Origin of the sequence: Pseudomonas sp. SCPG-7 (assembly GCF_002156405.1) — a bacterium.
Lineage (GTDB): Bacteria > Pseudomonadota > Gammaproteobacteria > Pseudomonadales > Pseudomonadaceae > Aquipseudomonas > Aquipseudomonas parakoreensis.
This window is the reverse complement of the sequence record NZ_MVOO01000001.1, coordinates 487,329-508,764: the sequence shown is the minus strand read 5'-3', so window position 1 is coordinate 508,764 and position 21,436 is coordinate 487,329. Positions and strand designations below refer to the sequence as shown.

Sequence of the window (21,436 nt, the reverse complement as noted above, 5' to 3'; positions counted from 1 at the left end):
CCCGCATGCGTATCATTGCGCCCATTTACTCGCCCCATTGTTACGGAGGGCCTATGAGCCTGCACGAACTGAACACTTTCCCCGGCGTCACTGCCACGCCAGACAGCGCAACCCGCAACTTCGTCTTCAACCACACCATGCTGCGTGTGAAGGACATCACCAAGTCCCTGGACTTCTACACCCGCGTTCTGGGCTTCTCGCTGGTTGAAAAGCGTGACTTCCCGGAGGCCGAATTCAGCCTGTACTTCCTCGCCCTCGTCGACAAGGCGCAGATCCCGGCCGACGCCGCGGCCCGCACCGAGTGGATGAAGTCGATTCCCGGCATCCTCGAACTGACTCACAACCACGGCACCGAAAACGACGCCGATTTCGCTTATCACAACGGCAACACCGACCCGCGCGGTTTCGGTCACATTTGCATTTCGGTGCCGGACATCGTTGCGGCTTGCGCGCGCTTTGAAGAGCTGGGCTGTGACTTCCAGAAGCGCCTGACCGATGGCCGCATGAAAAGCCTGGCGTTCATCAAGGACCCGGATGGCTACTGGGTTGAAATCATTCAGCCTGCGCCGCTGTAAAAAGATCGCAGGCCTCGCCAGCTCCTACACATCCTCTGTAGGAGCTACCGCAGCCTGCGATCTTTTGCTTCACCCATAAAAAAACCCATGATCGCTCATGGGTTTTTGCGTTTCAGCGACTGATGCTTACGCCGGCGCAGAAGTGCGGATCAAGTGATCGAACGCGCTGAGGGAAGCCTTGGCGCCCTCGCCCACTGCAATCACGATCTGCTTGTACGGCACGGTGGTCACGTCACCCGCCGCGAAGATCCCCGGGATCGACGTCTCGCCACGGTTGTCGACGATGATCTCGCCACGTGGTGACAGCTCGATGGTGCCTTTGAGCCAGTCAGTATTCGGCAGCAGACCAATCTGTACGAAGATCCCTTCCAGCTCGACGTTGCGCAGTTCGTCAGTTTTGCGATCCTTGTAACGCAGGCCGTTGACCTTCTCGCCATTGCCGGTGACTTCAGTGGTTTGCGCACTGGTGATCACGGTGACATTTGGCAGGCTGTGCAGCTTGCGTTGCAGCACCGCGTCGGCACGCAGTTGCACGTCGAACTCCAGTAGCGTCACGTGGGAAACGATACCGGCCAGGTCGATGGCCGCTTCGACGCCGGAGTTACCGCCGCCGATCACCGCCACACGCTTGCCTTTGAACAGCGGACCGTCGCAGTGCGGGCAGTACGCCACGCCCTTGTTGCGGTATTCCTGCTCACCCGGCACGTTCATTTCACGCCAGCGTGCGCCGGTCGCCAGGATCACGCTCTTGGCTTTCAGGGTCGCACCGCTGGCGAAATGGACTTCGTGCAACTCGCCGTTCTTGCCGGGAATCAGCTTGTCGGCGCGCTGCAAGTTCATGATGTCGACGTCGTACTGCTTGACGTGTTCTTCCAGCGCCGTCGCCAGTTTCGGACCTTCGGTTTCCTGCACGGAAATGAAGTTCTCGATGGCCATGGTGTCCAGCACCTGACCGCCGAAGCGCTCAGCCGCAACCCCGGTGCGAATGCCTTTACGGGCGGCATAGATAGCAGCCGAAGCACCGGCCGGGCCACCGCCAACTACGAGGACATCAAAGGCTTGTTTGGCGCTGATCTTCTCGGCCTGACGCTCGATGGCGCCGGTGTCGAGTTTGGCGAGGATTTCTTCCAGGCCCATGCGGCCCTGACCGAAGTTTTCACCGTTAAGATAGATGCTCGGCACGGCCATGATCTTGCGATCGTTGACTTCGTCCTGGAACAACGCGCCGTCGATGGCGACGTGACGGATGTTCGGGTTCAGCACGGCCATCAGGTTCAACGCCTGGACCACGTCCGGGCAGTTCTGGCACGACAGCGAGAAGTAGGTTTCGAAACTGAACTCACCCTTGAGCGAGCGGATCTGTTCGATCACTTCAGCACTGGCTTTCGATGGGTGGCCGCCGACTTGCAACAGGGCCAGCACCAGCGAGGTGAATTCATGGCCCATCGGGATGCCGGCGAAACGCAGGCTGATGTCGGCACCCGGGCGATTGATCGAGAACGACGGCTTGCGGGCATCGGTGCCGCTGTCGATCAGGGTAATTTGGCTCGAAAGACTGGCAACGTCTTTGAGCAGGTCAAGCATTTCCCGGGATTTCGCACCGTCGTCGAGGGAAGCAACGATCTCGATCGGCTGGGTGACCCGTTCCAGGTACGATTTCAACTGGGCTTTAAGATTGGCGTCCAACATACGGGCGATCTCCTGTGTCTTTATTCAAGGCGAAAAAAAGCCCGAGCGAATCTCGCCCGGGCTTTTTCAATGGGCGGTGCAGCTTACTGAAGTAGGTGCGGAGTCCCGCCCTGTGTTGCGTGCGTCACAGACTTAGATCTTGCCGACCAGGTCCAGGGACGGGGCCAGAGTGGCCTCGCCTTCTTTCCACTTGGCTGGGCAAACTTCGCCTGGGTGAGCAGCAACGTACTGAGCAGCCTTGATCTTGCGCAGCAGCTCGGAAGCGTCACGGCCAACGCCGCCATCATTCAATTCAACGATTTTGATCTGGCCTTCAGGGTTGATCACGAAGGTGCCACGGTCAGCCAGACCAGCTTCTTCGATCAGCACGTCGAAGTTGCGGGAGATGACGTGGGTCGGGTCGCCGATCATGGTGTATTCGATTTTGCCGATGGCTGGCGAAGTGTTGTGCCAGGCAGCGTGGGCAAAGTGGGTGTCGGTCGAAACGCTGTAGATTTCCACGCCCAGTTTCTGGAACGCAGCGTAGTTGTCGGCCAGGTCTTCCAGCTCGGTTGGGCAAACAAAGGTGAAGTCGGCTGGGTAGAAGAACACTACGGACCATTTGCCTTTCAGGTCAGCGTCCGAGACTTGTACGAAGTCGCCGTTTTTGAATGCGGTAGCTTTGAACGGTTTTACTTGGCTGTTGATGATAGGCATTGATGACTCTCCGTCAGGGTTGTGAATTCGATGGGTGAATCCTACCCACTCACTCGACGGATGGCTCATTGGCAAACCTGATGCTGCTGATTTGTTTTCGCTATTAGCTGACTGTATTAATAGAAGAAAACCATATCTACGACGAAGCCGGCTTATCCGTAATCCGAGCCATCCCGTGAAAGGGGCTCGCTTCAACATAGCGCATGGCTGACTTCATATCCTTCCAGCCGACATAGCTCATCAAGGATTTCAAATCCCAGCCACTTTGATGCGCCCAGGTGGCAAAGCCGCGACGCAGGGAATGACTGGTGTAGCGCTCGGACGGGATGCCGGCGCGCTCCAGCGCCTGACGTAGTAATGGAATGACACTGTTGGCGTGCAAGCCCTCCTCGCTCAGATGTCCCCAGCGGTCGATGCCGCGAAACACCGGACCGCGTACCAGCGCCGCCTCGGTGATCCAGTCGATATAAGCCTGCACCGGGCACAGCTTGAGCAGCGCCGGCGCCTGATACGTCTGCCCGAGGTTCTCGCGGTCGCCCTTGCTGCGCGGCAGATACAAGGTGATGCCGCTGCCGGCATGCGCTTGCACATGCTCGATCTGCAAGCGGCACAACTCGTCGCTGCGGAAGCCACGCCAGAAGCCCAGCAAAATCAGCGCCCGGTCGCGACAGGCCTTGAGCAACTGCGGGCGATCTTGCTGCTGCCGCGCACTGCGGACTTCCTGTTCAAGCCAGTCGACCACTTGTTGCAGATCGTGCAATTGCAGCGGCTCGGCCTGTTTTTCCTGCGCCGGATGCAGTGCGCGAATGCCTTTGAAGACCTTGCGCACCACTGGCGCCTTGGTTGGGTCGGCAAAACCCTGGCTGTTGTGCCACTGCGCCAGCGCCGACAAACGCAGCTTCAGCGTATTGATCGACAGCACGCCGGCATGCTCGACCAGATAACGCGCAACGCTATCGGCCGTCGCCGGCAGGAATCCACCCCACTTGACTTCAAAGTGTTCAATCGCCGAACGATAGCTGCGGCGGGTGTTGTCACGGGTGGCGGCTTGCAGATAGCGATCAATCTCGCTCATGGACAGTGTTCTCGCTGGCGTACTGATTCAGGGCGCAAAAAAGCAATTTAATCACCTGACATTGGGTAATACCAGTATATCCCGCCTGTTATTAATCAAACATTTAACTTTATTTTCAGCGTGGTACACTGCGTACTTTGGTGGCATGTACCACAGTACGAAACGGTAGGAGTTCACATGGCCCGTGGCGGCGTAAATAAGGCAGTGGTGCAGATCGCGCGCGCAGCGATTCTGGCCCGAGGCGAACACCCCAGCATCGATGCTGTACGCATCGAGCTGGGCAACACCGGTTCGAAAACCACGATCCATCGCTATCTGAAAGAGCTCGATGACGGCAGCCAACCGGTCGTAGCGTCCGCAGAACCGATCAACGATGAGCTGACGGCGCTGGTCTCACGCCTCGCCCAGCGCCTGAAAGAACAGGCACAAGAGCCCATCGAACAAGCGCGCGAGCAGTTCGAAGAGCAGCGTGAAACCCTGGAAGCGGAACTCAAACAGGTACGCCAGGCACTCGAACAACTGGAGCATCAGCACGACATCCAGGGCGCAGCACTGGCCCGGGAGTCCGAGGCGTTGAAAGAAACCCGCTCGATGCTGCAGACCGAGCAAACCCGCAACGCCGGACTCAATCAGGCACTGGCCGACTTCGAGTTGCGCCTGCAAGACAAGGACGAGCAGATCCGCTCGCTGGAAGAAAAACATCTGCACGCCCGCGATGCTCTCGAACATTATCGCAATGCCACCAAAGAGCAGCGCGAGCAGGAACAGGCACGTCACGAAGGCCAGCTTCAGCAATTGCAGATGGAGCTACGTCAGGCGCAACAAAGTGCACTGGTGCGTCAGGACGAGATCACCCAGCTGCATCGCGACAACGAACGTCTGCTCACGGAAAACCGTGGTACCCAGCGCGAACTGAGCCTGATGCAGGACCAGCTCAAGCACAGCAACCAGCGTCAGGATCAGTTGCTGGAGCAAGCCACTCGCGTCGACAACGAACGCACCCTCCTCCAGGAACGCTTGCGCGTGGCCCTGCTGGAGAGTCAGACGCTGAAACAGGATGCCGACGAACAGCGGCAGCTCAATCAGTCACTGGAGAAGGAATTGACCAAGACTCAAGCGAGTCTGGAAGACAGCTTGCGTCTGGCGGCTACCGTTGCGGCAGCGCCAGACACAGCCAAGGCGAAAGACGCTTAAGCGCCGACCGGCGTACGCATAGTGACGAACTCTTCGGCGGCCGTCGGGTGCACCCCGATTGTGTCGTCGAAGTCACGCTTGGTCGCGCCAGCCTTCAGAGCAATCGCCAGACCTTGCACGATCTCACCCGCGTCCGGGCCGACCATATGGCAGCCGAGCACTTTGTCGGTCTTGCCGTCGACCACCAGTTTCATCAGGGTTTTCTCCTGACATTCGGTCAGCGTCAGCTTCATCGGGCGGAAGCGGCTCTCGAAAATCACCACTTCGTGGCCCGCTTCCCGCGCCTCTTCTTCGGTCAAACCGACAGTGCCGATGTTCGGCAGGCTGAACACCGCCGTCGGGATCATCTTGTAATCCACTGGACGATATTGCTCCGGCTTGAACAAGCGCCGCGCCACCGCCATGCCTTCGGCCAGTGCAACCGGCGTCAGTTGCACGCGACCGATGACATCACCCAACGCCAGAATCGATGGCTCACTGGTCTGATACTGCTCGTCGACCTTGATAAAACCCTTGTCGGTGAGCTGCACATCAGTGTTTTCCAGGCCCAGGTTGTCCAGCATCGGACGGCGGCCCGTGGCGTAGAACACGCAGTCGGCCTCCAGTACGCGGCCATCCTTGAGGGTCGCCTTGAGGCTGCCGTCAGGCTGTTTGTCGATGCGCGCGATGTCGGAATTGAATTGCAGATCCATACCGCGCTTGGTCAGCTCTTCCTGCAAATGCTTGCGCACCGAACCATCGAAACCACGCAGGAACAGATCACCGCGATACAGCAGCGTGGTGTTGGCGCCCAGGCCGTGGAAAATCCCGGCAAACTCGACCGCGATGTAACCACCACCAACCACCAGTACCCGCTTCGGCAGCTCTTTGAGGAAGAACGCCTGATTGGAGCTGATCGCGTGTTCGTGCCCCGGAATCTCCGGAATCTGCGGCCAGCCACCCGTAGCGATCAGGATGTTCTTCGCGGTAAAGCGCTCACCGTTGACCTCGACCTCATGCGGGCCGACGATCTTCGCGTGGGCTTCGTGCAGGGTGACGCCGCTGTTGACCAGCAAGTTGCGATAAATGCCGTTGAGGCGATTGATCTCGCGGTCTTTGTTGGCGATCAGGGTCGTCCAGTCGAAATTGGCTTCACCCAGGCTCCAGCCGAAACCGGACGACTGCTCGAAGTCTTCGGCGAAATGCGCGCCGTACACCAGCAGTTTCTTCGGCACGCAGCCGACGTTGACGCAGGTACCGCCCAGATAACGACTCTCGGCCACCGCCACTTTCGCGCCGAAACCGGCCGCGAAGCGCGCTGCACGTACACCGCCGGAACCGGCACCAATTACATAAAGGTCAAAATCGTAGGCCATTGCTATCTCCTCGGCAGGCCAACAGCATACCCGCCGCCGTCCATTGGGCAAGCGCCGTGCGCAGCTTTTCGCCCGTCTCGGCGAAGTCGGGAAACATGTCCAAATAATAATATTTCTTGTTTGATACTAAATCGTCGGGCTGCACCTCGTCTTTGAACCAACGGATTTTTTCCCTCGAAGACAAGGAGTCGGCTGCGATGTTCGCGCCCATTACCCGTTCCATGACCCTGACTGTCGGCTTGTTCAGCATGGCGTTGAGTCCCGATCTGCTGGCTGAAACCGACCCTGAAACAGCGCCACAATCCGCCGCCCAGGCGCTGGAACTGGACGCCACCAGCGTCAGCGCTGAAGGCCTCGGCCTCAATACCGAAAACACCCATTCCTACTCCACCGGCGCGATGAGCACCGCAACGCGGCTGAACCTGTCGATCAAGGAAACCCCGCAATCGGTGTCCGTGGTCACGCGCCAGCAGATGGATGATTTCAAGCTCGGTACCTTGTCCGAAGCCATGCGCCAGACCACCGGCATCGTCGTGCAACACAACGACTCGGACCGAGTCAGCTATTCGGCGCGGGGTTACCCGATCAACAATTTCCAGATCGACGGCATGCTCAACACCTTCGGGCGCATGAAGTCAGACTCGGACACCATCATCTACGACCGCATCGAAGTGGTCCGCGGCGCGACCGGTCTCACCACCGGCGCCGGTGATCCCTCCGCCACCATCAACATGGTGCGCAAACGCCCGACTGCCCAGTGGCAGGCATTGGCCGGGGTCAGCGGTGGCAGCTATGACAACTATTACAGCTATGTCGATGTTGGTGGGCCGCTGGCTTTCGATGGCCGGCTGCGCGGGCGCACGGTGCTGGCCTATCGTGACAGCCAGTCGTTCCGTGACAAATACGCGCTGCAACGCGAAGTCGGCTACGGCATTCTCGAAGCTGATCTGACCGATTCCACGGTGCTAGCCGTCGGTTACGACTATCAGGACAAGCAGGTACAAGGCACCTCCTGGGGCACCGTGCCGTACTGGAACGCCGACGGCAGCAAGGCGGGCCTTGGCCGGTCAACGAACATGGCGACCTCCTGGAGTTCCTGGCCGCTGAAGGACAAGACCGCATTCGTCACCCTGGACCAGCAATTGGGTGATGGCTGGAAGCTGAAAGCGGCCTACACCCACCGCGAAAGTGATACCGACGGCAAGGTTTATTACGGCGGCAGCGGATTCCCCGAGGCCGACCGCAGCGGCATGACGGCCTACATGGGGCACATGCTCGGCACGCAGAAAATGAGCGTGTACGACTTCAACCTGGCGGGGCCGTACCAGTTGTTCGGCCGCGAACACGAGATGATGTTCGGCTACGGCGAGGCGGAAAACCGCTCGACTTCGCCCTACGCCTTCAACAGCCCCCAAGCCGCCGACTACGGCAAGATCCGCGACTGGAAATACATGGGTGACATCGGCAAATTCGCCGACACCGTTACCGGCCTGCCGGGCGCGCGAGGCATCACTCGGCAAAAGGCCGGTTACCTCGCGACCCGCCTGAGCCTGACCGATGAGCTGCATGCCGTCATCGGCAGCCGCTATGGCAGCTGGGACGAATCCAGCACCGATTACTACTATGACGCGCAGCAAAAACTGAGCAGCACCGATGCCACCCATCAGCGTCAGAACGATATCTGGACGCCCTACGCCGGCCTGCTTTATGACCTGACGCCGGAGTACACGGCTTACGTGAGCTACACCGACATTTTCAAACCGCAGAGTAAACGCGACAGCAACCGCAATTACCTCGACCCCGTGGTTGGCAGCAACTACGAAGTCGGGCTCAAGGGCAGCCTGCTCGACGAACGCCTGAACCTGGCGACAGCAGTGTTCTGGAGCAAACAGGACAACGTCGCCGAGCGCGACAACTCGGTGCCACCAGACCCGGTGAGCGGCGAGGAGTTTTTCAAGTCCGGCGGCAAGGGCAACAAGGTCAATGGCTTCGAGGCCGAAGTGTCCGGCGAAATCCTCAATGGCTGGAACATGACCGCCGGGTACACCTACACCCATTCCGTCGACGGTGAAAAACAGCGCAGCAACACCGCTCAACCGCTGAACATGCTGCGGCTGTCCACGGCCTATCGCTTGCCGGGCAACTGGCACGCACTGACTGTCGGTGGCGCGGTGAACTGGCAGAGCGAGGTCTATGGCGCGGCCAACCGCCCGATCGGGCGCGGCGCCAACGGCCGAATCATCACCGAACCGGCGCGTATCACTCAGCAGGCCTACAGCGTGGTCAAGCTGATGTCGCGTTATGAATTCGACAAGCACCTGTCGGCATCGCTGAACGTCGATAACCTGTTCGACAAGAAGTATTACGACAACGTCGGCTTCTACAACGGCGTGTACTGGGGCGACCCGCGCACGGTGACGCTGAGCCTGGACTGGAAGCTCTGACCCATCCAATCAAACCAAACCCTGTGGTGAGGGGATTCATCCCCGATGGGTCGCGAAGCGGCCCCACGCTCGAGGTGACGCGCAATGCGTCACCCAATCCCCTCACCACCGCTGTTAACCCCGAGTTAATGCCGCGCCGGGACACTGTGCCCCGAGATCTGCTTCATGGACGAACGGCTCCCACGTTTTTCAGTAGGAGGCACCATGAAAACCACCACCGCCATTCTTGCCGGGCTACTCGCCCTCGGTTCCGCCAGCGCCTTTGCCGAGGGCGGCGCCGAACGCATGCGGCATTACTACGACAACTTCCCGGTCCACCACGCGCCAAGCGAACAGCCGACCGATAGCAAAGCAGCGGAACTGAAGGTTCCGAACGATCAGACCGCGCAAGTCACCGAGTCTTATCGCAACTGATTCACCGAGCAACCGATGGACCTCCGATGGCTCCGCTCTGGCCTCGGAGACGACAGTTGGGCGCCCTGTCCCGGGCGCCTTTTTTTATGCCTGCAGATCCTTGATCCAGAACAGCATACGGCCATGTTCCGGGTCGAACATGCCGGGGGCGAAGCCGAACTTTTGATAGGCGTTCTGCGCCACCGCATTGCCTTCGAGCACTTCCAGGGTGATCTTGCAGCAGCCGCGCTGGCGGGAAATCTCCTCGACCTTGCGCAGCATTTTCTGGCTCAGCCCGAGGCCGCGAAATTTCGCCAGCACTGACACATCGTGAACATTGACCAGCGGTTTGCAGGCAAACGTCGAGAACCCTTCAAAGCAGTTCACCAGCCCTGCCGGCTCACCACCGACAAACGCCAGCACGCTGAACGCGTGGGGCCGGCGGGCCAGCTCTTCAGGTAGACGACGCAGCAGCTCGGGGGCAATCGGCTGACCGCCGCCCATCGGATCTTCTGCGTAATGATTGAGCACAATGCCGATGGCTTCGGCGTGCAGTGGATTGGTGTAGCTGGCTTGCAGCACAAGTATTTCTGCGGAATCCATTTCCATCCCCGATCAAAGCCCCGGCGTGCAAGGTGCGCACCTGAAAGGCACCTCGACCTTAACGCGAGGCTGCCTGGGTCACAACCGGAGAAACGCTGATAGCAAACGCCTGCAGGAGCTGCCGCAGGCTGCGATCTTTTGATTTTCCAGCGTCAGCGCCCCCAGATCAGCTCCTCGGTCCAACCCAGTTCGACAAAATCCTGAGCACGCAAGCCGCTCTCGCCAGCGCAGAAAAACTCATCCAGCTGCGGCGGTTTCACCGAAGTTGCGCTGAGCATCGCATGCACTTGCCCACGATGATGGATCTGATGCTCGAACAGGTGCGAAAGCATGCGCAGGCGACTGTCGTGCTGCGGCGTTTCCCGGGCGATGGTGACGATCCGCCCCAGATCGGCATCGCGCAGTTGCTCACAATAAGCGATCAACCGACGGTCCACGTGCGCCTGCTCTTCACGCAGCGCAGAGGCCTCGGTAAAAGGCTCGTCACGGTTGAAAAACACATAGCAGTCGGGATGCGGCTCGTCACCGCGCAACTCGCGTTCCAGCGCGTCGACGTAGAACCAGTCGCACGTCAGGATGTGATTGAGTGTGAGGCGGATGCTCGGAAAAAAACTCACCCGTGGCGCTGCCAGAGCCTCAGCGTCGAGCTGGGCCCAAGCGTTGCCAAGGCGGTGATTGGCCCACGCGTTCTGGTAGGCCATGGTCAGTAAATGATGCGACAGCGGTTGGCTCATGTTCGCGCCCTCTTCGCTCAGGATTCGGCAAAACGCTGCAGCTGCATCTCCTGCAATCGGCTGAGGGTGCGCCGGAACGGGAATTCCAGATAACCCTCGGTGTACAGCGCTGCCATCGGCACCTGCGCCTCGATGTACAGCGGGACTTTACGGTCGTAACACTCGTCGACCAAGGCGATGAAGCGACGCACGCCGTCGTCGTGCACCGACAGTTGCGGCAGTTCGCGGTCGCCGGCCACCACCTGCGCCGAGCCGTCCTCGGTACCCCGCGCGATACGCCCTTCGCGTTTCTGTGCGCTGAGGTTCGGCACGTCGCTCAACAGAATAGACCGATAGCGGTCGCACAGCGCGATGAAGTCCATCGCGGCAAACGGTTGCTCGCAGAGATCGGCGTAGCGGCACCAGAGCACCGATTCGCTGGCCTGCACCACGTTCAACAGGCGATGGCCGACGGGCACCGGCGCGTTGCTGGCGGGCTGCCCGGCGTTGAGCGACTGGAAGACCTGCTGCAGCGCGCTGTCCTGCCCCGGCGCGACGACAAAATACCGCTGCAGACCCGCACCCGGATGCAGGCGATGATCCTCGGCACCGTTCACCGCCACCACTTGCATATGCGCCTTGATCGCGGCAATCGCCGGGACAAAACGATCACGGTTGAAGCCGTCGGCGTACAGCTCATCCGGCGGCAGGTTGGAGGTGCAGACCACCACCACGCCTTCGTCGAACATCACCTGAAACAGCCGCCCGAGAATGATCGCATCGCCGATGTCGTTGACGAACAGCTCATCGAAACACAGCACGCGCACTTGCGCCGCCAGCTCTTTTGCCAGCGCTCGCAGCGGATCGGCGATCCCGGTCAACTGGAATGAGCGCTGGTGCACCCAGCCCATGAAATGATGAAAGTGCTGCCGTCGGGCCGGCACCCGCAGGCTCTGATAGAACTGATCCATCAACCAGGTCTTGCCGCGCCCGACCGGGCCCCACAAATACACGCCGGCGACCGAACGGGCACCGGCATGCAAGGCTTCATGGCATTTTTGCAGCGCCCAGACCGCATGTTCCTGGGCTTCATCCTGGATGAAGCCCTTGTGCTCGATCGCGTGTTGCCAGGCGCTTAAAGGAGAGTCGAAAGTCATGCGCGGCAGTATATATCCCTGCAGGAGCTGTCGAGTGCAACGAGGCTGCGATCTTTTGATTTTGTTTTTCAAGATCAAGATCAAGATCAAAAGATCGCAGCCTTCGGCAGCTCCTACAGGGAATTGTGTTTTTAAAGGTCGACTTTGTGTCGGGCGGCGTAGAGGCAGAGCATTTCCATGGCCAGGGTGGCCGCTGCCAGCGACGTCACGTCCGCATGATCATAGGCCGGTGCCACTTCCACCACGTCCATGCCCACCAGATTGATTCCGCGCAAACCACCGAGGATTTCCAGCGCCTGCAGCGTGCTCAACCCGCCACACACCGGAGTGCCGGTGCCCGGGGCAAAGGCCGGATCGAGGCAGTCGATATCGAACGTCAGATACACCGGGTGGTCGCCAACCCGTGCGCGAATTGCCTCGACAATCGCCTCGCAACCCCGCCGATGTACCTGACGTGCATCAAGCACGGCAAAGCCCTGATGATCGTCATTGGTGGTGCGCAAACCGATCTGCACCGAGCGCGCCGGATCCACCAGCCCTTCCCTGGCCGCATGCCAAAACATGGTGCCGTGATCGACACGTTTGCCGCCCTCGTCCGGCCAGGTGTCGCTGTGCGCATCGAAGTGGATCAGCGACAGCGCGCCGTGTTTGCGGGCATGGGCCTTGAGCAACGGATAGGTGATGAAGTGGTCGCCGCCAAACGTCAGCATCGCGCTGCCGGCATCAAGAATGCGCTCGGCGTGGGCCTCGATGCTTTCCGGAATCGTGTGCGGCGAGCCGTAATCGAAGTCGCAGTCGCCGTAGTCGATCACCGCCAGATGATCAAACGGATCGAACGCCCACGGCCAGTGGCGTTCCCAGGCGATCCCGGTGGAGGCGGCGCGAATCCCCCGAGGCCCGAAACGCGCGCCCGGGCGGTTGCTGGTGGCCGTGTCGAACGGAACCCCGCTGACGGCCACGTCGACGCCGCGCAAATTACGGCTGTAGCGGCGACGCATGAAACTGGTGATCCCGGCGTAAGTGCTTTCGGCGGCAGTCCCGTACAGGCTGTCACGGGTCATGGCTTGGTCGTTGAGCATCGGCACGTCCATCGGTGTGCTCCTTTGATTATTGATGGCTACGGAAAGTGGTCCACAGACGCGTGCGCTGACGCATGTCCTTGAGGCTCATGCTGCGGTCGGCGTACAAGCGCTCGCGCATTTCGGCGGGTGGATAGATGTCCGGATCATTGCGCACCGCCTCGTCCACCAGCGGCGTTGCAGCCTGATTGGCGGTGGCGAAAAACAGCGTGTTGGTCAGCTCGGCGACCGATTCGGGGCGCAGCATGAATTCGATGAACGCCCGCGCCGCCTGCGGGTTCGGCGCGTCCTTGGGAATCGCCAGGTTGTCCTGCCAGATCAACGTGCCTTCGCGCGGAATCCGGTAAGCGACCTCGTACGGTTTGCTGGCCTTGTGCGCCTGATCGGCTGCCATGCTCACATCGCCGTTGTAGGTCAGCGCCAGGCATACGCTGCCATTGGCCAAATCGTTGATCTGCCGGCCGGTGGCGACGTACAGCACTGACGGCTGGAGTTTCTGCAACAAGGCTTCGGCGGCGGCCAGATCATTTTTGTCGGTGCTGTAGGGATCCTTCCCGAGGTAATGCAGCGCCAGACCAATGACCTCCTGCGGCGAATCGAGCACAGCAATTCCGCAGTCCTTGAGCTTGCTGGCGTACTCGGGTTTGAACAGCAGGTCGAGGCTGTTGAGTGGCACATCCGGCAAACGCTTTTTCACCGCCTCGACGTTCAGCCCCAACCCGAGCGTGCCCCAGGTATAAGGCACGGCGTAGCGATTACCGGGATCGACGGCGGCAAGTTTTTCCAGCAGATCGGGATCAAGGTTGGCGTAACCCTTGAGGCCCTCATGGGGAATTTCCTTTAACGCGCCCGCCGCCAATCCACGGGCCAGCACGCTGGACGACGGCACCACCACGTCATAACCGCTGCCACCGGTGAGCAGTTTGGTTTCCAACACCTCGGACGTATCGAAGGTGTCGTAGCGCACATGAATGCCGGTCTCCTGCTCGAAACGCTGCAGCGTCTGCGCCGGCACGTAATCGGCCCAACTGTAGAGGTTGAGGGTCTTGTCCTCGGCCTGTGCCTGGATGACCACGGACAACAACAGCGCGGGAAAACACAGCTTGAATACGGGAGCCATGACGAACACCTGACCGGAGGAAGTGGTGGCAGGATGCGCCGTCGGATACATTGCAGAAATAACAAGTTTGTTAACCTGACTTTATCCGGGAGTAATGTGATGCTCGGTCAGCTTCACGACGTCGACCTGCAGTTGCTGCGCCTGTTTGTGCGGGTCGTGGAATGTGGCGGCTTCAGCGCGGCGCAAGGTGAGCTGGGTCTGAGTCAGTCGAGCATCAGCCAGCAAATGGCCAAGCTGGAAACCCGCCTCGGTTATCGTCTGTGCAGCCGGGGCAAGGGTGGTTTCAGCGTGACGCCCAAGGGCGAGCAATTGCTGATCGCGATTCGCACGCTGTTTGCATCCATCGAGACCTTCCGCCATCAATCCAACGGCGTCGCTGGACGGTTGATCGGTGAGGTGCGGCTGGGCCTTTCCGAAGCCGTCGATCAGTCGGTACTGCTGCGGGTGGCGGATGCAATCCGGCGCTTTCGCGAACGCGACGAGTCGGTGCGCATCGAGTTGATCAGCGCGATGCCTGGGGAGATGGAGCGCCTGCTGCTGCAACAGCGGCTGGACCTGGCCATCGGTTATTTCTCACAGGTGCAGAGCGCTTTCGATTACCGCGAACTGTTCCAGGAAACCCAGCATTTGTATTGCGCGCAGGGGCATCCGCTGTTCCGCGTGGATGAGCCGGATGATGCAGCGTTGCAGGCCTGCGACCGGGTCGATCATCCGTATCGGTTCATGCGCCGTGGCGAGCCGTTTGCGGACCAGCGCTGTTCCGCGCGTTCGGAGCAGGTCGAAGGTACCCTCGCGTTCATTCTTTCCGGCAAGCACATCGATTATTTGCCCGATCACTATGCGCGGGTCTGGGAGGACAAGGGACTGCTGCGCGCGCTGCGGCCTGGGGAACTGAGTTTCGAAGTGGCGTTTCATCTGGCACGACACCGCGCACAGGTGCCGGGGGATGCGCAAAAGGCGTTTGAGGAGGATTTGCTCGCAGCCTTTGTTTAAAGATCAAAAGATCGCAGCCTGCGGCAGCTCCTACAGGAATGCAAAATGTAGGAGCTGCCGCAGGCTGCGATCTTTTGATTTAAGGGGAAATCCTTTTCAAACCCAATAAAACCTGACCTTTCAGGCAATTTTTGCTCGTTGCCCTCGCCGCCCTCTTCCGGCATCCTGCGCCTCCATTTTCTGACCCGGCCCCGCCTCACGGCGCGCAAAACACCATGACCGCCTCTGAAAAAGTCCCGCGCAACAACGATCTGATCTACGGCCTCAACGACCGACCGCACTTGACCGCCACGGTGTTCGCCGCACTGCAACACGTGCTCGCGAGCTTCGTCGGCATCATTACCCCGACCCTGATCATGGGCGGCGCCCTGGGCCTGCAAAGTGAAATTCCTTACCTGATCAGCATGGCGCTGTTCGTCTCGGGCCTCGGCACGTTCGTTCAAGCCAAGCGTTTCGGCCCAGTGGGTTCCGGTCTGCTGTGCCTGCAAGGCACCAGTTTTTCCTTTATCAGCGTGATTCTCAGCGCCGGTTTCATGGTCAAGGCACGTGGCGGCGGTACCGATGAAATTCTCTCGACCATTTTCGGTGTGTGTTTCTTCGCGGCATTCATCGAAGTGGTGCTCAGTCAGTTCATCGGCAAGCTCAGGATGCTGATCACTCCGGTGGTCACCGGCACCATCATCACGTTGATGGGCCTGTCGCTGATCAAAGTAGCGATGACCGACATCGCCGGCGGTTTCGGCGCGCCTGATCTGGGCGCAGCCAGCCATGTGTTCCTGGCCGCATTGGTGATCGGCACCATCGTTGTGCTGAACCGCGTCGACGTGCCGTTTCTGCGCCTGGGCGCGATCGTCATCGGCCTGACCCTCGGCTACGTGGTCGCATGGCTGATGGGCACCGTGGATTTCGCCTCGATGCCCGAAGTGCCGCTGGTCAGCGTGCCGGTGCCGTTCAAGTACGGCTTCAATTTCGACTGGGTGGCGTTCGTGCCGGTGGCGGTGATCTTCCTGGTTTCGCCACTGGAAGCCGCTGGCGACCTGACCGCCAACTCGATGATCTCGCGGCAACCGGTCAAGGGCCCGCTGTACATTCGCCGGATCAAGTCCGGTCTGCTCGCCGATGGCCTCAATTCGGCCATGGCCGCTGTGTTCAACAGCATGCCGATGGTGACCTTCGCGCAGAACAACGGCGTGATCCAGTTGACCGGCGTCGCCAGCCGCTACGTTGCATTCTTCATCGCCGGCCTGTTGGTGCTGCTGGGGTTGTTCCCGATGATCGGCGCGGTGCTGCAACTCATGCCCAAACCGGTGCTCGGCGGCGCCGAACTGGTGATGTTCGGCACCGTGGCCGTGGCCGGGATCAAGATCCTCGCCGAGGCCGGCCTGCATCGGCGCAACATGCTGATCGTGGCGATCTCCGTGGGCATGGGCCTGGGCATCGCCGCCGTGCCGGAAGTGCTGCGCGAGTTGCCGCAAGCGCTGCGTAACATCTTCGAATCGCCGATCACCGTCGGTGCGTTGTGCGCTATCGTGCTGAATATCTTCCTGCCGGAAGAATTCATTGAGCTGGAAGAAGACGATTTCGATCCGGAAGCGTCGATTCTGCAGGTCATGGAAAACCCCGATCTGCCGGCCAAAGCTGAACCTGCAAGCGCAGCGGCGGTCGCACAGTTGAACCGCTGACGCGACGCCATGAAAAAAGGGCTGAACCGGCAACGGTTCAGCCCTTTTCGTTGAGAGACTGTTTATGCGCCGCGTCCACGCCGTCATCCTGTCCCTGCTGCTGTTGTCCCTGAGCGCCTGCGCGCTGTTTCCCAACCGCGATCCGGTAAACATCAACGTGGTCGGCCTCGAACCGTTGCCGAGCCAGGATCTGGAAGTGCGTTTCGCGATCAAGCTGCGGGTGCAGAACCCTAATGAAACGGCCATCGATTACAACGGTATCGCCCTGGATCTGGAGGTCAACGGCCGCCCCTTGGCCTCGGGCGTCAGTGATCAGACCGGCTCGATCCCGCGCTTCTCGGAAACCGTGGTCAGCGTGCCGGTCAGCGTTTCCGCGTTCTCGGTACTGCGCCAGACTCTGGGTTTGAGTCAGACACAAACCCTCGATAACCTGCCTTACGTCTTGCGCGGCAAACTCGCGGGCGGGGTGTTCGGCACCATGCGTTTTGTCGACAGCGGCAAGCTGAGTTTGCCAAAGGCCACTGCTGCGACGTGGTAAATACACAATTTTGCGACCGCTCATAAATACCTGTGGGAGCTGGCTTGCCAGCGATAGGGTCGCGTCAGCCAATATCGTCGTTGCTGACAGTCCGCCATCGCTGGCAAGCCAGCTCCCACAGTTTTTTCAATCAGCTCGACGTTATGCGGTGAACCGCACGCCGGGTTTGGCGCGTTCATCAACCGACAGCTCAAACACATCCGGCCGCGCATAGTGGCCAACCACGTCGTAGTCATAGCGCGCCCGAACCAGCTCATCAGTATCGATCTCAGCCGTGAGCAGCCCCGCCTCGCCACGTAACGGCCCGGCCAGCACATCGCCCATCGGCCCGACAATCACACTGCCGCCGGCAATCAACGGCCGATCCGCCGGCCAGTTGGCAATCTCCACGCCCAGCGCGTTCGGTGAAGCCTGCACCTGACAGGCACTGACCACAAAGCAACGGCCCTCATGGGCGATGTGGCGCATGCTGACCTGCCACATCTCGCGCTCGTCCACGGTCGGCGCGCACCAGACCTCAATGCCTTTGGCGTACATCGCCGTGCGCAGCAGCGGCATCATGTTTTCCCAGCACACTACCGCACCGAGTTTGCCGACCTGCGTGTCGAGTACCGGCAGCGTCGAGCCGTCGCCCTTGCCCCAGATCAGTCGCTCGGTGCCAGTCGGCATCAGTTTGCGATGCTTGGCCACCAGCCCTGCCTGCGGATCGAAATACAACGCCGTGCAATACAACGTGCTGCCGGCGCGCTCGATCACGCCGATCACCAGATTGGCCCCGGTGCGTGCCGACAAACCGGCCAGTGCTTCAGTTTCTGCCCCCGGCACGTCAATGGCGTTGGCGAAATAGCGTGCGAAGGCCTCGCGCCCCTCGGGCAGGCGATAGCCCAACTGAGTGCCAAAGCCCTCGCCTTTCGGATAGCCACCGAGCAACGCTTCCGGCATCACCACCAACGCCGCGCCGGACTCGCTGATCGCGTCTTCCCAACTGAGGATCTGTTCCAGGGTTTCACCCTTGCCACCGGGCAAGGCGCCAATCTGCAGGGCGGCGACGATTGATTTGGGCATTGCAGTCACTCCATCAGGTTCAAGTGTTGCCGATTCTGCGGCGGCGCGGGATCATGAATAAAGACCGATTCACTGCTGAATGATATGAGCCAAATGAATATCGCATCCGTCGACCTCAACCTGCTGAAAGTCTTCGAAGCCTTGCATGAGGAGTCCAGCGCCAGCCGTGCGGCGCTGCGTCTGGGCGTGACCCAATCGGCGGTCAGCGCGGCATTGCGCCGGTTGCGCGACGTGTATGGTGATCAATTGTTCGTGCGCACCGGACGCGGTCTGGCACCGACGCTCAAGGCCAATCAACTGAAGCCGGTGGTCAGCGAGGCGCTGAACAAATGCCGGCAAAGCCTGGCGATGGTCGACCCGGCGGCCCATCACTATGACGGCCGTTCGGTGACGGTAGGCCTGTCGGATGACTTCGAAATTGCCTATGGCCGGCGCCTGATCGAAGAAATCGCCCGCTGTGCACCCAAGCTGCGGCTGATCTTCCGCCAGACCCACAGCCAGATCGTCGCTCGCGCCCTGATGGAGCGCAGCATCGACCTGGCGATCACCGCCGGCGGGTTTGCCGAGCGCTTGCTCAGTCGTCTGGTATTGGGTGAAGGGGATTATGCCTGCCTGGTCGATCCGGACAGTCTGGCGCCCGGTCAACAGGGCATCGATTTGCCGGAGTTCGTCGCTCGCGAGCACATTCTGGTGTCCTCGGGCGGTTTTATCGGCATCACCGATGAGGGGCTGGCGGCGCTGGGGCTGAGCCGGCGGGTCTGCGCCTCGACCACCCACTTTGCCGCGCTGCCGCATCTGCTCAAGGGCAGCGACGCCGTGGCAACCATCCCGACCCATGCCGCCCAGGCCATTGCCGGGCTCAGCGGACTGATGCTGCTGCCCTGCCCGCTGGCGCTGCCGCGTTACCCGATCGAACTGGGCTGGCGCACCAGCACGCAGATCGACCCGGTGGTGATCAAGGTGCGTGAGGCGATTGTCGGGTGTTTCAACGCGGACTGAGGCGCATGTTACTTGTTGGCTGCCATCAGGCGATTGACTTCACTGCGCACCATGTTGGCGAATTCCGGCGGGGACATGCCATCCAGCTCGGCGCGCACCCACTCGGCCCATTTGCCCTTGCGCTTGGAGCGTTCGCCGAACAACCGCGCGGCTTCGCCTTTGGCTTTGCCCAGATTGTTCTGCCAGAGTTCGAACAGACGGGATTTCTCGTCTTCCAGCGCAGCGCGCTCGGCGAGGGATTTGTCGGCCAGATTGAAACTCATGGGGAAATACCTGCTGCGTAAAATGGCGACATCTTACACGCTCGGCGGAAATCTCCCGCGCAGGTTTTTCTTTCGCACCTAAAATCAGTGCAACTTTTCCGTCAACGCCACACTCCATTGATCACTGTTCATCCATCTGCAAGGAGTCACCCAATGGCCCGCAAATCCCGCGTGCAAGCCGTCGAAGACCAAATCAAGGATCAGGCGTTCAGCGAACTTCAGGCTTTGATCGAAGAGTCCGACAAACTGCTCAAGAGCAGCGCCTCACTGGTGGGCGAAGAAGCCGAGACCCTGCGCGGACAGATCGCTCTGAAACTGCAACAGGCGCTGGACTCGGTCTCCAGCGTGCGTGAGCGCACCAAACCGGCGGTCGAGGCCACCGAGAGCTACATTGGCGGCCATCCGTGGCAGACCGTGGCGATTTCCGCCGGTTTTGGCCTGGTGGTGGGCTTGTTGCTCGGTCGTCGCTAAGCGACGTTCGCCAGAGCGCATTGTTCAAGGCCTGACAATAAATCTGTGGCGAGGGAGCTTGCTCCCGCTGGACTGCGCAGCAGTCCCCTATTCTCAAGCAGACAAAGGGGCCGCTTCGCAACCCAACGGGAGCGAGCTCCCTCGCCACATTGCTTATCTGACCATTATTCCCCCGCCAGTTCTCGCAACTGCGCCAGCGTCTGCTCATCCAGAACGATGCCTTCGGTCAGTGATCTCGCGCGCTGCAAATGCCGACGATCGCCCGGCAAACGTTTCAACCCCACACCGTGCATCTGCCGCACCAGCTCTTCGCTGCGCTCGGCAAACGGTTGCCCGGCAGCTTTGCTTGGATCGATGACGATCAGCAACTGCCCGGTCCACGGTGTTTTGGCCCCGGGATGGTTCGACCAGTCGAATTCGAAAGAAAAGTTCCCGCCTGTCAACGCCGCGGCCAGCAGCTCGACCATCATCGACAGCGCCGAACCTTTGTGGCCGCCAAACGGCAACAGTGCGCCGCCCTCAAGAATGGCCTTCGGATCCTGCGTCGCCTGACCCAAACCGTCCACACCCATTCCGGCGGGCAGCCGTTCACCCTTGCGTGCGGCAATCTGCACGTCGCCGTGAGCAATGGCGCTGGTCGCCAGATCAAACACGATCGGTGCTCCGCCTGCGCGGGGCGCGGCAAAGGCAATCGGGTTGGTGCCGAACAGCGGTCTGTCGGCGCCATGGGGCACCACGCAGGTCATGCTGTTGACCACGCTGAGCGCCACCAGGCCTTCCTCGGCGAACGGCTCGACGTCCGGCCAAAGCGCCGCAAAGTGATGGGAATTGCGAATCGCCAACACGGCAATCCCGGCGTTGCGCGCCTTTTCCACCAGCAGCGACCGGGCAGCGGCCAGCGCCGGCTGGGCAAAACCATTGCCGGCATCGACTCGCACAAAACCGGAGGCCACGTCCTCGACCACCGGCACCGCCTGACCATTGACCCAGCCACTGTTGAGGGTCGAGACATAACCGGGGATACGGAACACGCCATGACTGTGTGCCCCGTCACGCTCGGCACCGGCGCAGTTGGCAGCCAGGGTGCGGGCGACGGACGCCGACGTACCATGGCGCAGAAAAACCTTTTCAAGCAATTGCGTCAACGCTTCGAGCGAAAGTGTGGACGCAGCGAGGGAAGACAGGGGTTCGTGTGGCGCAGACATCTGAAGCTCCAGACTAATTATTGGAGGGAACAACAGCGTACGAATATCCAGCCCACCGATTAACCACGTCAGACACGGGTGCTGTCAACCGTTGCGGTGAAGGCGTGTCGCAGCAAGCACACGGCGC

22 protein-coding genes are annotated in these 21,436 nt (G+C 60.4%); 9 read left to right on the top strand and 13 right to left on the bottom strand.

Annotation, left to right across the window (positions count from 1 at the left end; translation table 11 throughout):
- Window positions 1–53 precede the first annotated feature (53 nt).
- Window positions 54–575, top strand: coding sequence for a lactoylglutathione lyase (gene gloA / locus B1722_RS02335; protein ID WP_007963339.1), 522 nt, complete (start codon window positions 54–56; stop codon window positions 573–575).
- 126 nt (window positions 576–701) lie between these two features.
- On the opposite strand, the gene ahpF is transcribed toward gloA, so the two are convergent.
- The 3 genes from ahpF to B1722_RS02320 form a co-directional block, all read right to left on the bottom strand.
- Window positions 702–2,264, bottom strand: a complete 1,563-nt coding sequence (gene ahpF / locus B1722_RS02330) for an alkyl hydroperoxide reductase subunit F (RefSeq protein WP_041067149.1) — start codon at window positions 2,262–2,264, stop codon at window positions 702–704.
- A gap of 132 nt (window positions 2,265–2,396) precedes the next feature.
- The gene (gene ahpC / locus B1722_RS02325) at window positions 2,397–2,960 is read right to left on the bottom strand and encodes an alkyl hydroperoxide reductase subunit C (RefSeq protein WP_003224621.1); all 564 of its coding nucleotides are present in this window, start codon (window positions 2,958–2,960) and stop codon (window positions 2,397–2,399) included.
- A gap of 136 nt (window positions 2,961–3,096) precedes the next feature.
- Entirely contained in the window at window positions 3,097–4,035 is a 939-nt protein-coding gene (locus tag B1722_RS02320; protein ID WP_086791105.1) for a site-specific integrase, read from the bottom strand.
- 177 nt (window positions 4,036–4,212) lie between these two features.
- On the opposite strand from B1722_RS02320, the gene B1722_RS02315 reads away from it, so the two are divergent.
- Complete coding sequence (locus B1722_RS02315; protein ID WP_086791104.1) at window positions 4,213–5,229, top strand: DNA-binding protein; 1,017 nt, start codon at window positions 4,213–4,215, stop codon at window positions 5,227–5,229.
- On the opposite strand, the gene gorA is transcribed toward B1722_RS02315, so the two are convergent.
- Window positions 5,226–6,584, bottom strand: a complete 1,359-nt coding sequence (gene gorA, locus B1722_RS02310) for a glutathione-disulfide reductase (RefSeq protein WP_086791103.1) — start codon at window positions 6,582–6,584, stop codon at window positions 5,226–5,228. The two genes, B1722_RS02315 and gorA, sit on opposite strands and share 4 nt — an antisense overlap.
- On the bottom strand, window positions 6,568–6,795 hold the full coding sequence (locus B1722_RS02305) for a hypothetical protein (protein WP_086791102.1): 228 nt from the start codon (window positions 6,793–6,795) through the stop codon (window positions 6,568–6,570). Before B1722_RS02305 ends, gorA begins: the two co-directional genes overlap by 17 nt.
- On the opposite strand from B1722_RS02305, the gene B1722_RS02300 reads away from it, so the two are divergent.
- Complete coding sequence (locus B1722_RS02300; protein WP_086791101.1) at window positions 6,782–9,028, top strand: TonB-dependent siderophore receptor; 2,247 nt, start codon at window positions 6,782–6,784, stop codon at window positions 9,026–9,028. The two genes, B1722_RS02305 and B1722_RS02300, sit on opposite strands and share 14 nt — an antisense overlap.
- 204 nt (window positions 9,029–9,232) lie before the next feature.
- Window positions 9,233–9,442, top strand: coding sequence for a hypothetical protein (locus tag B1722_RS02295; RefSeq protein WP_041067133.1), 210 nt, complete (start codon window positions 9,233–9,235; stop codon window positions 9,440–9,442).
- A gap of 84 nt (window positions 9,443–9,526) precedes the next feature.
- Here B1722_RS02295 and B1722_RS02290 read toward each other — a convergent pair whose 3' ends face one another.
- The 5 genes from B1722_RS02290 to B1722_RS02270 all read right to left on the bottom strand — a co-directional run bounded on the left by B1722_RS02290 (window position 9,527) and on the right by B1722_RS02270 (window position 14,093).
- Window positions 9,527–10,024, bottom strand: a complete 498-nt coding sequence (locus tag B1722_RS02290; protein WP_041067176.1) for a GNAT family N-acetyltransferase — start codon at window positions 10,022–10,024, stop codon at window positions 9,527–9,529.
- Window positions 10,025–10,176: 152 nt separating this feature from the next.
- Window positions 10,177–10,758: a DinB family protein gene (locus B1722_RS02285; RefSeq protein ID WP_086791100.1), complete on the bottom strand. Its 582-nt coding sequence runs from the start codon at window positions 10,756–10,758 to the stop codon at window positions 10,177–10,179.
- A gap of 17 nt (window positions 10,759–10,775) precedes the next feature.
- Entirely contained in the window at window positions 10,776–11,894 is a 1,119-nt protein-coding gene (gene zapE / locus B1722_RS02280; protein WP_086791099.1) for a cell division protein ZapE, read from the bottom strand.
- 131 nt (window positions 11,895–12,025) lie between these two features.
- Window positions 12,026–12,985, bottom strand: coding sequence for an agmatinase (gene speB / locus B1722_RS02275; protein WP_086791098.1), 960 nt, complete (start codon window positions 12,983–12,985; stop codon window positions 12,026–12,028).
- A 16-nt stretch (window positions 12,986–13,001) separates the two neighbouring features.
- Window positions 13,002–14,093: a polyamine ABC transporter substrate-binding protein gene (locus tag B1722_RS02270; RefSeq protein WP_086791523.1), complete on the bottom strand. Its 1,092-nt coding sequence runs from the start codon at window positions 14,091–14,093 to the stop codon at window positions 13,002–13,004.
- A gap of 99 nt (window positions 14,094–14,192) precedes the next feature.
- Here B1722_RS02270 and B1722_RS02265 point away from each other — a divergent pair, with 99 nt between their 5' ends.
- From B1722_RS02265 to B1722_RS02255, 3 genes are all read left to right on the top strand, one after another.
- The gene (locus B1722_RS02265; RefSeq protein WP_041067122.1) at window positions 14,193–15,086 is read left to right on the top strand and encodes a LysR family transcriptional regulator; all 894 of its coding nucleotides are present in this window, start codon (window positions 14,193–14,195) and stop codon (window positions 15,084–15,086) included.
- 215 nt (window positions 15,087–15,301) lie between these two features.
- Window positions 15,302–16,768 (top strand): nucleobase:cation symporter-2 family protein, encoded by a 1,467-nt coding sequence (locus B1722_RS02260; RefSeq protein WP_086791097.1) that lies wholly within the window; start codon window positions 15,302–15,304, stop codon window positions 16,766–16,768.
- Window positions 16,769–16,832: 64 nt separating this feature from the next.
- On the top strand, window positions 16,833–17,306 hold the full coding sequence (locus B1722_RS02255; protein ID WP_086791096.1) for an LEA type 2 family protein: 474 nt from the start codon (window positions 16,833–16,835) through the stop codon (window positions 17,304–17,306).
- Window positions 17,307–17,447: 141 nt separating this feature from the next.
- Here the strand turns inward: B1722_RS02255 and B1722_RS02250 are convergent, their stop codons facing one another.
- Complete coding sequence (locus B1722_RS02250) at window positions 17,448–18,371, bottom strand: carbon-nitrogen hydrolase family protein (RefSeq protein ID WP_041067114.1); 924 nt, start codon at window positions 18,369–18,371, stop codon at window positions 17,448–17,450.
- Window positions 18,372–18,455: 84 nt separating this feature from the next.
- On the opposite strand from B1722_RS02250, the gene B1722_RS02245 reads away from it, so the two are divergent.
- Window positions 18,456–19,370, top strand: a complete 915-nt coding sequence (locus B1722_RS02245) for a LysR family transcriptional regulator (RefSeq protein ID WP_041067112.1) — start codon at window positions 18,456–18,458, stop codon at window positions 19,368–19,370.
- Window positions 19,371–19,378: 8 nt separating this feature from the next.
- On the opposite strand, the gene B1722_RS02240 is transcribed toward B1722_RS02245, so the two are convergent.
- Complete coding sequence (locus B1722_RS02240; protein ID WP_003224595.1) at window positions 19,379–19,633, bottom strand: hypothetical protein; 255 nt, start codon at window positions 19,631–19,633, stop codon at window positions 19,379–19,381.
- Between the two features lie 153 nt (window positions 19,634–19,786).
- Between B1722_RS02240 and B1722_RS02235 the strand changes: the two genes are divergently transcribed.
- Window positions 19,787–20,104 carry a YqjD family protein gene (locus tag B1722_RS02235; RefSeq protein WP_007961870.1) on the top strand — a complete coding sequence of 106 codons (318 nt, stop codon included), beginning with the start codon at window positions 19,787–19,789 and terminating at the stop codon, window positions 20,102–20,104.
- A gap of 164 nt (window positions 20,105–20,268) precedes the next feature.
- Here B1722_RS02235 and B1722_RS02230 read toward each other — a convergent pair whose 3' ends face one another.
- Window positions 20,269–21,309 carry an Ldh family oxidoreductase gene (locus B1722_RS02230; RefSeq protein WP_086791095.1) on the bottom strand — a complete coding sequence of 347 codons (1,041 nt, stop codon included), beginning with the start codon at window positions 21,307–21,309 and terminating at the stop codon, window positions 20,269–20,271.
- Between the last annotated feature and the right edge of the window lie 127 nt (window positions 21,310–21,436).